12 protein-coding genes are annotated in these 13,438 nt (G+C 36.4%); 11 read left to right on the plus strand and 1 reads right to left on the minus strand.

The annotated features are described in order from the left end of the window. Positions 1-13: 13 nt before the first annotated feature. The 11 genes from HMPREF2637_RS09820 to HMPREF2637_RS09870 are packed head-to-tail and all read left to right on the plus strand — an operon-like array spanning position 14 to position 12,251. Entirely contained in the window at positions 14-1,381 is a 1,368-nt protein-coding gene (locus HMPREF2637_RS09820; protein WP_064524770.1) for a sugar transferase, read from the plus strand. A gap of 32 nt (positions 1,382-1,413) precedes the next feature. Continuing rightward, entirely contained in the window at positions 1,414-2,586 is a 1,173-nt protein-coding gene (gene cps2T / locus HMPREF2637_RS09825) for a beta 1-4 rhamnosyltransferase Cps2T (protein ID WP_064524768.1), read from the plus strand. Positions 2,587-2,588: 2 nt separating this feature from the next. Then, a complete protein-coding gene (locus tag HMPREF2637_RS09830) occupies positions 2,589-3,734 on the plus strand; it encodes a glycosyltransferase family 4 protein (RefSeq protein WP_064524766.1) in 1,146 nt (381 codons plus the stop codon). A gap of 44 nt (positions 3,735-3,778) precedes the next feature. Further along, positions 3,779-4,417 (plus strand): DUF1919 domain-containing protein, encoded by a 639-nt coding sequence (locus tag HMPREF2637_RS09835; protein WP_064524764.1) that lies wholly within the window; start codon positions 3,779-3,781, stop codon positions 4,415-4,417. 24 nt (positions 4,418-4,441) lie between these two features. Beyond that, a complete protein-coding gene (locus HMPREF2637_RS09840) occupies positions 4,442-5,416 on the plus strand; it encodes a glycosyltransferase (RefSeq protein WP_064524762.1) in 975 nt (324 codons plus the stop codon). Positions 5,417-5,435: 19 nt separating this feature from the next. After that, positions 5,436-6,428: a glycosyltransferase family 2 protein gene (locus HMPREF2637_RS09845; protein WP_064524759.1), complete on the plus strand. Its 993-nt coding sequence runs from the start codon at positions 5,436-5,438 to the stop codon at positions 6,426-6,428. A gap of 28 nt (positions 6,429-6,456) precedes the next feature. Next, positions 6,457-7,623, plus strand: a complete 1,167-nt coding sequence (locus tag HMPREF2637_RS09850; protein WP_064524757.1) for a hypothetical protein — start codon at positions 6,457-6,459, stop codon at positions 7,621-7,623. A 49-nt stretch (positions 7,624-7,672) separates the two neighbouring features. Then, a complete protein-coding gene (locus tag HMPREF2637_RS09855) occupies positions 7,673-9,088 on the plus strand; it encodes a flippase (protein ID WP_064524756.1) in 1,416 nt (471 codons plus the stop codon). A gap of 10 nt (positions 9,089-9,098) precedes the next feature. Then, complete coding sequence (glf, locus tag HMPREF2637_RS09860; protein ID WP_064524754.1) at positions 9,099-10,199, plus strand: UDP-galactopyranose mutase; 1,101 nt, start codon at positions 9,099-9,101, stop codon at positions 10,197-10,199. Further along, positions 10,196-11,188, plus strand: coding sequence for a stealth family protein (locus HMPREF2637_RS09865; RefSeq protein ID WP_064524752.1), 993 nt, complete (start codon positions 10,196-10,198; stop codon positions 11,186-11,188). The genes glf and HMPREF2637_RS09865 overlap by 4 nt, the downstream gene beginning before the upstream one ends. A 10-nt stretch (positions 11,189-11,198) precedes the next feature. Next, the gene (locus HMPREF2637_RS09870) at positions 11,199-12,251 is read left to right on the plus strand and encodes a glycosyltransferase (RefSeq protein ID WP_064524750.1); all 1,053 of its coding nucleotides are present in this window, start codon (positions 11,199-11,201) and stop codon (positions 12,249-12,251) included. Positions 12,252-12,287: 36 nt separating this feature from the next. On the opposite strand, the gene HMPREF2637_RS09875 is transcribed toward HMPREF2637_RS09870, so the two are convergent. Continuing rightward, positions 12,288-13,307, minus strand: coding sequence for a phosphodiester glycosidase family protein (locus HMPREF2637_RS09875; protein ID WP_171963612.1), 1,020 nt, complete (start codon positions 13,305-13,307; stop codon positions 12,288-12,290). Positions 13,308-13,438 lie beyond the last annotated feature (131 nt).

Genomic DNA, 13,438 nt, shown 5'->3' on the forward strand with positions numbered 1-13,438 from the left:
AAAGGGGTTTAGAGTGAAAGAAAAACAAGAAATTCGTCGCATTGAAATTGGTGTTATACAGTTGGTTGTGGTTGTTTTCGCAGCCATGGTAGCTAGTAAAATACCATATACAGAGATTACCCAAGGAAGCATCGTCCTTTTAGGTGTCGTACATGTAGTGTCTTACTATATCAGTAGTTATTATGAAAATCTTAAGTACAGAGGCTACTTGGATGAACTCATTGCAACTGTCAAATATTGTTTCATTTTTGCTCTAATTGCAACTTTCCTCTCTTTTTTTGCAGATGGAAGTTTTTCAATCTCACGTCGCGGACTTCTTTACGTTACCCTAATTTCAGGTGTTCTCTTATACGTTACAAATACAGTTCTTAAGTATTTCCGCTCATCTATTTATACACGTCGTAAAAGTAACAAGAATATTCTCTTGATTTCTGATCAAGCACGTCTTGATAATGTTTTATCTCGTATGAAGGACAATATGGATGGTAGGATTACGGCAGTTTGTGTCTTGGATAATCCTTATTTCACTGATCCATTTATCAAGAGTGTTAAACCTGAAAATTTGATTGAATATGCGACACACTCAGTAGTAGACCAAGTTTTGATTAATCTGCCAAGTGAGCAGTACAAGATTTGGGATTATGCGTCACCATTTGAACTTATGGGAATCCCAGTATCCATTAATTTGAATGCCCTTGAATTTATGAGTCAGGGTGAAAAACGTATCCAACAATTGGGTCCTTTCAAAGTTGTTACGTTTTCTACGCATTTTTATAGCTATGGAGATATCTTGGCGAAACGCTTCCTCGATATCTGTGGGGCTCTAGTTGGTTTGGTGCTCTGTGGTATTGTTGGGATCTTCCTTTATCCTCTTATTCGTAAAGATGGAGGACCAGCTATTTTTGCTCAAGATCGTGTGGGAGAAAATGGACGTATCTTCAAGTTTTATAAATTCCGTTCTATGCGTGTTGATGCGGAAGAAATCAAGAAGAATTTGATGGCACAGAATCAAATGTCTGGTGGTATGTTTAAGATGGACAATGATCCACGTATTACCAAAATTGGACATTTCATTCGTAAAACGAGTCTTGATGAACTTCCACAATTTTGGAATGTTTTAAAAGGTGATATGAGCTTGGTAGGAACACGTCCACCAACATTGGATGAATACGAAGCTTATACACCGGAACAAAAACGTCGCCTCAGCTTTAAACCAGGTATTACCGGTCTTTGGCAAGTAAGCGGTCGAAGTGAAATTACTGATTTTGATGAAGTTGTAAAACTAGACGTTGCTTATATGGACGGATGGACAATCTGGCGCGATATCAAAATTTTATTGAAAACAATTAAAGTAGTAGTAATGAAGGATGGAGCAAAGTGATGGCTTTCTCCATTTCTTTTAATGGTGATTAAATGACAAAAACAGTTTATATCGTTGGTTCTAAGGGAATTCCAGCAAAATATGGTGGATTTGAGACCTTTGTTGAGAAGTTGACAGAGTTCCAACAAGACAAAGATATCCAATATTATGTAGCTTGTATGCGTGAAAATTCTGCTAAATCAGGAATTACAGCAGATACTTTCGAACATAACGGTGCTAAATGCTACAATATTGACGTCCCAAATATCGGGCCTGCACGTGCCATCGCTTATGACATCGCAGCTCTTAATAAGGCCATTGAAATTGCTAAGGAAAATAATGATCAAGCACCGATTTTTTATGTTTTGGCCTGCCGAATTGGTCCATTTATCTCAGGTATTAAAAAGAAAATCAAGGCTATCGGTGGTACCCTTATGGTTAACCCGGATGGTCATGAATGGCTTCGTGCAAAGTGGAGTCTTCCGGTTCGTAAGTATTGGAAAATTTCAGAGCAACTCATGGTTAAACATGCAGATCTTTTGATTTGTGATAGTAAAAACATTGAATCTTATATTCAAAAGGATTATGCTAAGTATCGTCCTCAAACAACCTATATTGCCTATGGAACTGATACAACTAAATCTCGATTGACTAAGGTTGATGATAAGGTACGCACATGGTACTTCGAAAAGGGTGTTATTGAAAACAATTATTATCTTGTTGTGGGGCGTTTTGTGCCTGAAAATAACTATGAGGCTATGATTCGTGGTTTTATGGCGTCTAGCTCTGACAAGGACTTTGTTCTCATTACCAATGTTGAAGAAAACAAATTTTACGACAAGTTGCGCCAGGAAACTGGTTTTGACAAGGATCCTCGTGTGAAGTTTGTCGGAACTGTTTATGACCAAGAATTGCTCAAGTACATTCGTGAGAATGCCTTTGCTTACTTCCATGGCCATGAAGTAGGTGGTACTAATCCATCTCTTCTTGAGGCTCTTGAGTCTACTAAGCTCAATCTCTTGTTGGATGTTGGCTTTAACCGTGAAGTGGGTGAAGATGGTGCTCTCTATTGGAAAAAAGACCAATTGGCAAGTGTCATTAATCAAGCTGAGCAATTAGATGAACAAGCTATCGCAGACCTCAATCAAAAATCAAGTAAACGTATTGCTGAAGCCTTTACTTGGGAAAAAATTGTTACAGACTACGAGAAAGTATTTAAAGGATAGAAATGCAGAAAATTTTATATCTTCACGCTGGTGCCGAAATGTATGGTGCTGACAAGGTTTTGTTGGAGCTTATTAAGGGGTTGGATAAAGATGCCTTTGAAGCTCATGTCATCTTGCCTAACGATGGTGTCTTAGTGAGTGCATTGGAAAAGGTTGGGGCTAAGGTAAAAGTTATCGATTATCCAATCTTGCGCCGTAAATATTTTAATCCTAAGGGAATTCTTGAGTATTTTGGCTCTTATAATCGTTATTCAAAGCAAATTGCTAAATATGGTAAGGATAATGGCATTACTCTTATTCACAACAATACGACTGCGGTACTTGAGGGGATTTATCTCAAACGTAAGTTGAAATTACCTTTGATTTGGCATGTGCATGAAATTATCGTTAAACCAAAAGCAATCTCTGATTTTATCAACTTTTTGATGGGGCGTTATGCGGATACGATTGTGACAGTTTCAAATGCTGTTGCTAATCACGTCAAGCAGTCTCGCTTTGTAAAAAATGACCAAGTTCAAGTCATCTATAATGGTGTTGACAATGCCGTATATCATGAAATGGATGCTAGTGCAGTCCGTGATCAGTTTGGTATTGCACAGAATGCTTTGGTTATCGGAATGGTTGGTCGAGTGAATGCATGGAAAGGTCAAGGCGACTTTTTAGAAGCCGTGGCTCCAATCTTAAAGGCTAATCCAAAAGCAGTAGCCTTTCTTGCAGGGAGTGCTTTTGAAGGTGAAGAATGGCGAGTTGATGAGCTGGAGAAGGCTATATCAGACTCACCTGTAGCTGGGCAGATTAAACGTATCGATTATTATAGCAAGACGACAGAGCTCTATAATATGTTTGATATCTTTGTCTTGCCAAGTACCAATCCAGATCCTCTACCAACTGTAGTTCTCGAATCAATGGCTTGTGGCAAACCCGTAGTCGGCTACCGTCATGGTGGTGTCTGTGAAATGGTTAAGGAAGGTGAAAACGGCCTTCTTGCTACACCAAATCAGCCTGCAGAATTGTCTAAGGCTATTCAAGAATTGGCTGATAACACCGAGAAGAGAGAGCAATTTGGCAAGGCCTCTGTCAAACGCCAAAAAGAACTCTTTTCATTACAAAGTTATATTCGTAATTTCTCGGAGTTATATAAGAAATAAAAAGAAGTACTAAGAAGTACTAAGAAGTACTAAGAAGTACTAATATGAACAGTGAAACACTAAAAAATAAATTAAAACCAATCGTTTATCCAATTATTAATTTTATTCCTAGACGAAGACTTAAGAATAAAAATTTTACGATCATTTGTGATAATTGTTGGGCTGGAAAAGTCTATCAGGAATTGGGCTTGCCTTATCAAACTCCATTTGTAGGGATGTTTATCTTTTCTCCTGATTACATCAAGATGCTCAAGAATTTAAAACACTATTTGAGTGGTAATATTCCTTTGACATTTGTTAAGGAATCGAAATACATCAAAGACTTTGATAATGCCTATCCTCTAGCACTTCTTGATGATATTGAACTTCATTTCCTGCATTATGCTGATGAAGAAGAAGCAACTCAAAAATGGAATCGTCGTTTAGAAAGAATACATTGGGATAATTTGTATTTCAAGTTTAATGATAATGATGCCTGCACTTATGAGCTGATGAAAGAGTTTGAAGAACTTCCATACAAGAGTAAGGTGATTTTCTCTTCGAAGAATTACAGTGACCTACCTTCATTGGTCCACTTTAAATCAGCTGAGAAGCAAGGACATGTTGGAATTGATTTAAAAACTTACCACCGCTATTTTAATGCTGTTACCTGGTTGAATAAGGGTGGTGAAGATTTAACATAAAATAAAAATTTAGGTGAAGAATCCATGAAACCACTTTTAACTGTTGTCATTCCAGTTTATAATGTCGAAAAGTATTTAAAACGTTGTGTAGAGAGCGTTCTTGTCCAAGAGTGGCATAATTATGATATTTTACTTGTAGATGACGGAAGTACTGATAGTTCTCCTCAAATCTGTGATAATTATGCTAAAGTTTATGACTTTATCTCAGTGATTCATAAAAAAAATGGAGGGCTTTCTGAAGCTCGTAATACTGGTATTTCACATGCTAAGGGTGATTATGTTTATTTCCCTGATTCTGATGACTGGCTTGAACCACAAACATTTAAAGAATTAGCAGAGGTGTTGGAATCCCAAGAGTTTGATATCGTTTCTTTTAACCGTGAGTTTGTGAAGGGTGAAGAAGATCCTATAGTTTCAGATCCGTTAGTAACTCAAGTGTTTGAAGGTAAAGATGCTTTTGTCCAAGTGCTCAAGCATAGTTATATCACAGGTTTTGCCAACGACAAAATTTATAAAAAGTCTCTATTTATTGATAATAATATTTCTTTTCCAAAAGGAAAATATTATGAAGACTTGGGAACGAATTACAAGCTTTTTCTTTCAGCTGAGAATGTCTTTGCTACCAATCAAAAGTATTATCACTATTTAATTGATAATCCTGATTCCATTACACAGTCTTGGAATGAGCAGAAGTTTAGTGATATGTTTGAATTTTATAAAGATATTTTCTATTCTGATTTTGTTCGTTCACAATTAAATCAAGAAGAATTACAAACTTCACAGCTATATTATGTGAATGGCTTGACTCATATCTTGGCAAGTTTATATAAATCTGAATTAGATAAAAAATATATAGACATTACTAATCAAGTGAAACAAGAGTTACTTAAGAATAGTGTTTCTCTTTCTCAAATGAAAAATCAACCAAATAAGTTAAAATATATACTGTTTAGACTTAAAGTATTAAAACTGGCTTTCAGTATTCAAAACATTTTCTGATATGATTTAGGAGTCTATTTTGAAATATTCTGTTATTATTCCAGTTTATAATGTTGAGAAATATATTGACCGTTGTTTAAAAAGTATTATTTCTCAGAACTATGATGACTTGGAAATTATAGTGGTAGACAATGGGTCTACGGATAGTAGTGGCAGTATTTGCGATACTTATGCTAACGAGTACTCAAATATCTCAGTCTATCATATTGAGAACCACGGTGTTGGTTCGGCACGTAATTTTGGCTTGTCCAAAGCCAGGGGAGAGTTTATCTACTTCGTTGATAGTGATGATTATCTTGTTGGTAATCTCTTTGCTGATTTTGCTGATAAGCTAGTCTCAGATTTGGATTTGGTTGTTTTTAGTTATTACAATTCTTTTGAGGAAGATTTAACTGAGAAGAGCCGTACTGAAAAGTCACTTCCGTTTAAAGGGAGTTACGACAAGGATGGTTTTATCAAGATATTTAAAGAACTATTCTTATCGGATATGCTTTACACGGTTTGGAATAAGATATATCGCAGAGAATTTCTTCTTGAAAATAACCTTTCTTTTGAGCAGTATGAGTTAGGTGAAGATGTCCGCTTTAATCTTGATGTTTATCGTAAAGTCAACAAGATTTATCTTTCTCAAGATTCCTACTACGTTTATGTCATTGGTAGAAAAGGTTCCGCTATGTCGTGCTATAATCCTAAGCGTCTTCAGTATCAGCTTGAAGAATTGAAGATAGTTGATAGTCTACTATTTGACTGGAATTTGGATAGCTTAGAGCTCGTTAATACTGTAAAAGCAAGAATTTTGATGAGTAATATCTACAATATTACCAAACAAAAGTTACCAGTTAATAAAAAAGTTAAGCTGGTTAAAGAAATTTGTAAGAAACAGGATATAGCGGATTTTATTAAGAATGATTCTTCAATATTAAATCCACTCATAAAACTGTTGTTAAAATGTCGAATGTATGTTGTTCTGATTTACCTCAAAAAAATGCAGATGATATTACAACATTTATAAGAATAATTGAAAGGTATGGAAAGTACTTGTGAATAGCAGTCGCTTTATCTCAGAGAAAATCTATTTATTTACACTCTTTGTTTGGGTATTATTTGCATCTCTGGTAACTACAACTTATTTTATAAGGCTGGATGGTTTTTTGTCACTCTATCGTAACTTGCTCTATTTTACAATAGGTATGATTACGATAAAGGAACTCATTAATCTTCCTGATACCATAAATTATTTCAGATACCACTTGAAGGAATTAATAATTTTCCTATTATTTACCTTGACCATGTTAATTGTGTCAAAAAATCGAGATGGTCTTCCTGATATTAATGTTTTGCTGTTGGTTTTTTCAGCTAGGGATATAGAGTTCAAGAAGTTATTAGGGACTTTCTCCTTCGCCACATTTTTAGTGCTGTTTGTAACTATACTAGCTAGTAAGATGGGCATTATCTCAAATATGTTGATGAGTGCAGATAGTGGTTATCGTTATAGTTTAGGATTCAACTATGTGTCCTTTGCCTCTCAACGTATGTTCTTTGCCCTATGTAGTTACTTAATGTTCAGAGGAAAGAAAGTTTCTTATCTAGAGTTGTTAGCTCTACTGTTTGCTACATTTTATATGTACCAACAGACTTCAACCTCAAGTCCACTTTATCTGAGTCTTTTGATTTTGACTTATGCGTTATTTAGTCTTAAAGTCTTTAAATTTGATTTTATAGACAGTAATGTTATTACGGCAAATATTGCTAAATATGGTTTTATTATTGCATTGCTCATTACTCTCTATTTCTGTTTCTATTCAACGGGTGATTTATTCCACCTAGTTGACCAATTTACGCATAACCGTCTAAGACTAAGTGTTCAAGGGTTCCGAAATTTTGGTGTTTCCTTATTAGGTCGACCAATTTCATTTACGACCATGGATATCTTCGGTAACTATTCAAGCAATTATAACTTTATTGATAGTTCATTTGTGCAGTTACTCGTAATTGATGGATTGGCTGTTAGTGCATTCATGTTATTTGCATTAACACGTGTCATGAATTATTTTGTAACTAATCGAAAAGATATTGTTCTTGCCTGCTTGGGGGTTATGATCATTCATGGCATGTTTGATCCCCAAATGCTCGTTCTTCGTTACTCACCTCTTATCCTATTGATTAGTCGACTCTTTGTGATGAAGACTGATAAAGATTTTTTGTAATTGAAGCAGAGGTATATCATCTAGAAAGTCTAAACAGAGTCATATACTTATGAAAGTTTTAAAAAATTACGCCTACAATCTTTCCTATCAATTACTGGTCATTGTTTTACCAATCATTACGACACCATATGTTACTCGGATTTTCAGTTCCAAGGATTTAGGTACTTATGGTTACTTTAATTCTATTGTGACCTACTTTATTCTTTTGGCGACTTTGGGAGTTGCTAACTATGGTACTAAAGAGATTTCAGGGCATCGGAAGGATATTCGTAAAAATTTCTGGGGTATTTATACCCTCCAATTGATTGCGACTATTTTGTCTCTTGTCTTGTATACATCATTATGTTTGTTCTTTCCTGGTATGCAAAATATGGTGGCTTATATCTTAGGACTAAGCTTGATATCAAAAGGAATGGACATTTCTTGGTTATTCCAAGGTTTGGAGGATTTTCGTCGTATTACTGCAAGGAATACAACGGTGAAGGTTTTAGGAGTTATTTCCATCTTCCTATTTGTGAAAACACCTGGTGATTTATATCTCTATGTTTTCCTATTGACCTTCTTTGAATTGCTTGGTCAATTGAGTATGTGGCTACCAGCAAGACCCTATATCGGTGAGCCTCAATTTGATTTATCCTACGCTAAGAAACATCTCAAACCTGTTATCTTGCTGTTTCTTCCTCAGGTTGCCATTTCACTGTACGTGACATTGGATCGTACTATGTTGGGTGCCTTGTCATCTACCAATGATGTCGGTATTTATGACCAGGCATTGAAGATTATCAATATCCTTTTAACATTAGTAACGTCTTTGGGAAGTGTGATGCTTCCAAGGGTATCTGGTCTCTTGTCTAGTGGTGACCATAAGGCCGTTAACAAGATGCATGAGTTGTCTTTTTTGATTTATAATCTGGTGATTTTCCCGATTATAGCAGGTCTATTGATTGTCGATAAGGACTTTGTGAGTTTCTTCCTAGGGAAAGATTTCCAAGAGGCATATCTTGCCATTGCCATAATGGTCTTTAGGATGTTCTTTATCGGTTGGACAAATATTATGGGAATCCAGATTTTGATTCCACATAATAAACATCGTGAGTTTATGCTCTCTACGACGATTCCAGCCGTTGTCAGTGTGGGACTTAATCTCTTATTGATTCCTCCATTTGGCTTTGTCGGAGCCTCCATTGTATCAGTTTTAACAGAGGCTTTGGTATGGATTATTCAATTGAACTTTTCAAGGAGATTCATCAAGGATGTTTCAATCCTTCCAGCCATGTCAAAAATTATCTTAGCATCAGTTGTCATGTATCTTGGACTCTTTGTCTTTAAGATGTTTGTCCAATTTAAACCTATGCTTAATGTAGCAGTAGATGGTCTTGTCGGTGCTATCATTTATATCGTCTTGATTATTGTCTTACGTGTCGTTGATATGAAAGACTTGAAACAACAGTTAATGAAAAACTAAGGAGAAAAATATGTACGATTATCTTATCGTTGGTGCTGGTTTGTCTGGAGCAATCTTCGCACATGAAGCTACTAAACGCGGTAAAAAAGTAAAAGTGATTGACAAGCGTGATCACATCGGTGGTAATATCTACTGTGAAGATGTTGAAGGTATTAACGTTCACAAGTATGGTGCCCACATTTTCCATACCTCAAACAAAAAAGTTTGGGACTATGTCAACCAGTTTGCTGAATTTAACAACTATATCAACTCACCAATTGCTAACTACAAGGGCAGTCTTTACAATCTTCCATTCAACATGAATACTTTCTATGCTATGTGGGGCACTAAGACTCCTCAAGAAGTTAAGGCCAAGATTGCTGAGCAAACAGCTGATATGAAAGACGTTGAGCCTAAAAACCTTGAAGAACAAGCTATCAAGTTGATTGGTCCAGATATCTACGAAAAGTTGATTAAGGGATATACTGAAAAACAATGGGGACGTTCTGCCACAGACCTTCCACCATTTATCATTAAACGTCTTCCTGTTCGTTTGACTTTTGATAACAACTACTTTAATGACCGTTACCAAGGAATTCCAATCGGTGGTTACAACGTCATCATTGAAAACATGCTTGGTGATGTAGAAGTAGAGCTTGGAGTTGACTTCTTTGCCAATCGTGAAGAGCTTGAAGCTTCAGCTGAAAAAGTTGTCTTTACAGGAATGATTGACCAGTACTTTGATTATAAACATGGTGAGTTGGAGTATCGCAGTCTTCGTTTTGAACACGAAGTCTTGGATGAAGAAAATCATCAAGGAAATGCCGTGGTCAACTACACAGAGCGTGAGATTCCTTATACTCGTATCATTGAGCATAAGCACTTTGAGTATGGTACACAACCTAAGACAGTTATTACACGTGAATACCCAGCTGATTGGAAACGTGGAGATGAACCATACTACCCAATCAATGATGAAAAGAACAATGCCATGTTTGCTAAGTACCAAGAAGAAGCTGAGAAAAATGACAAGGTTATCTTCTGTGGTCGTCTTGCAGATTATAAATACTACGACATGCACGTGGTCATTGAGCGTGCCTTGGAAGTCGTTGAGAAAGAATTTAATAAATGACACAAGAAAAGATTGATATCGTTGTTCTCTGGGTGGATGGTAGTGACCCAGAGTTTATCCGTGAGAAACAAGAAGTAACAGGCCAAATCTCAGTTTCTAATGAATTAGTTGATGGAGATTTAAGATACCGTGAATTTGGAATTTTTAATTACTGGTTTCGAATGATTGAAAAGCATGCTCCTTGGGTAAATAATGTTTACTTAGTCACCAATGGTCAAAAACCGGAATGGTTGAACTTGGATCATCCAAAACTTAGATGGATTACTCATAAGGAATTTATGCCTAAAGAGTACTTGCCTACCTATAATTCTGCGGCCATTGAGCTTAATCTCCATCGTATTGAAGGCTTGTCGGAAAACTATCTCTATTTCAATGATGATGTGTACTTGATTAGAGATAGTCAACCATCGGATTTTTATAAGAATGGGCAACCTAAGCTATTTGCGGTATATGATGCTTTGGTTCCTTGGTCATCATATACAAATACTTATTACAAAAATGTTGAGTTAATTTATCGTCATTTTCCTAATAAGAAGGCCCTAAAGACCTCGCCTTGGAAATTTTTTAATTATCGCTATGGATATTTAGTTTTGAAAAACTTGCTACTTTTGCCATGGGGGCCAACTGGCTATGTGAACAACCATTTAGCTACACCAATGAAAAAAAGCACCTTGGCGAATTTATGGAAAATTGAGGGTGAAACCTTAGATAGAACGTCACGAAATAAAATTAGAAACTACGAAGTAGACGTTAATCAATACATCTGTCAGTATTGGCATATTGAAAGTAATCAGTTTTATCCTATATCAAAGAATTTTGGTGAAACGATAAATTTACATCAAATAGATAGGTTAGAGAGTATCTTTAAAGATAAACATAAAAAATTGCTTTGTGTGAATGATGAAGTTGACTTTAAAGAGGAGAATATCATTCGTTTTAAGGAAATCTTACAAGAACGCTATCCTGAAAAATCGGCTTTTGAAAAATGAGAAATAAGAGATGAAATACTATTTAAAAGAAGAATTTTTACACGATAACAATGTTAAAAATGCCGGTAATAAGGCACGTAATGATGTTGAAGAAATTGTAAAGAGAGAAGGTTATCAAGCCTTGGTTCTTTCAGTTGATAATTGGTACGAGATGAGTACACTTAAAGCACAACTTCATAAATCGAAGGCTTTTGGACAGGCCTTGAATCAACTAAAGCAAGGTGATGAGCTACTTATCCAGTTCCCAATGCTTCATCATAGTTTTTTCACAACACATCATGTAAAGAAAGCACAGAAAAAAGGCGTAAAAGTTCATTTTATTATCCACGATTTGGAAGTTTTACGCTATGCCAATTTGGATACAGTACCTTTGAAACATAAGATTCGGGTTCAAATTCAAGAATCAGGTCTTCTTGCTGCAGCTGATGGCATTATTGCCCACAATCCAATCATGAAATCTGTATTGGTAGATAAAGGGATTGCGGCAGATAAGATTGTTAGCCTTGGCATTTTCGACTATTTGATTCCAAATTTCCAAGAGAAATCAGGTTTCACGAAGAATCAGCCAATTATTGTAGCTGGTAACTTGGCACAAGAAAAAGCTGGTTACCTTTACTCTCTTCCTGCAGAACCTGCTTATAACCTTTATGGTGTCGGCTTCGACGAAAGCAGAGCTCTTGAGAATGAGAACTACTTTGGTTCCTTCCTACCTGATGAGCTTCCTGCAGCCCTTGAGGGTGGTTTTGGGCTTGTCTGGGATGGCGACAGTGCTGAGACATGTAGTGGTGTTTTCGGCGAGTACCTTCGCTATAATAACTCTCACAAGGCGTCACTTTACTTGGCCTCAGGATTCCCGCTTGTGGTTTGGAAACAGTCAGCCTTATCTCATTTTGTGCTTGAGAACGGCTGTGGAATTGCAGTAGAGTCACTTCATGAATTGAAGGCGACAATTGACAATCTTTCAGATACTGATTACCAAGATTTGGTTGAAAATACCAAGCGTGTCGGTAAAGGTATTCGTGATGGTCACTACCTACTTACTGCATTAAATAATTTGAAATAAGATAAAAAATCCTCATTTTAGTGAGGATTTTTTGCATTATTTGGAGACTTCAAACTGGTATTGGGTTCCTGGGACTTTGCCATTTGAGTAGATTGCTTGAATATAGTCGTCGTAAGTGATTGACTTGGACTTACCAGCTTTTACGAGCTCTGGATCTCGCCATATATTTGGATCAGTAGCATTGCTATCTCGCTTGGTGAGATAGAGGTACTCAATATAAGTTCTATTGTCGACAAAGGCACCAGCAACCTTTTCCTTACCATTATCAGATCGCGTGTACATACGAGTCGTTCCACCACCATCTAGTAGGAAGGCAAGACGAATATTCGAGTAGCCTATATTTTTTAAAAGCTTATAGACGCCTTCGTGATTCAAGCCCTTATTAAGGGAGTTGTGGCCATAGGTTTGGATAATACGGATAATACCATCATAGGTCTCTACGTAAATGGAACGAGCATTTGGTTGGTCAGGATCACCTTTTTCCCAGGTTTTATCTACTTTTTTATCTTTAATGAGAATACCAAAGGCACCTGTATCCCAACCGTTGCTTCCCATGTGGGTAAACATTTTAGCTGTGTCGATATTTGGATAGGTTCCGGCAGTGATATTATTTTGATCATCTCCATATAGAAGGCCTGTTTTGCCCAATTCGATTTCCTTTTGAGCGAAAGGACGATCTAGCCCTTCGTAAGACCAAAAACCAGAGTTAATAAGAGCAAGAGCTTCTCGTCGCTTAGCTTCGTACTTAATACTTTGCTCTGTGAGTTCAGGATTATTATCTTCGGTTCTTCCTTTTTGTAGGACATACTTTCCGTCCTTCTTGAAGGAGAGAATCTGCATGTCTACATTTTTAATATTGGCTTTTTCAAGTAGCACGGATTGGTCGAGGAGCTCTTTATTCTTTATAGTAAAGCTTAATCCATCCTTATTTGATGGCATGGAGAGTTTCTTAATATCTCGGTTGCTAAAGTAGATGGTGAGGTAGAGGAGTCCACCAACGATGGCACCTATCATTAGAAGAGAAAATAGTATTCTTAAAATATTCTTCAATTTCATACTATCATTATAAACAATCTAGGCTGACAAAACAATCCTAAGACCATTAAATATCCAAGAATAGTATCAGTTTTTCCTAGTATGGTACTGGTAAGCGTTTTCCAAAAGGGTTATAATAGGGATAAGTTAGT

It is taken from the genome of Streptococcus sp. HMSC065H07 (assembly GCF_001837325.1).
GTDB classification, from domain to species: Bacteria; Bacillota; Bacilli; order Lactobacillales; family Streptococcaceae; genus Streptococcus; species Streptococcus salivarius_H.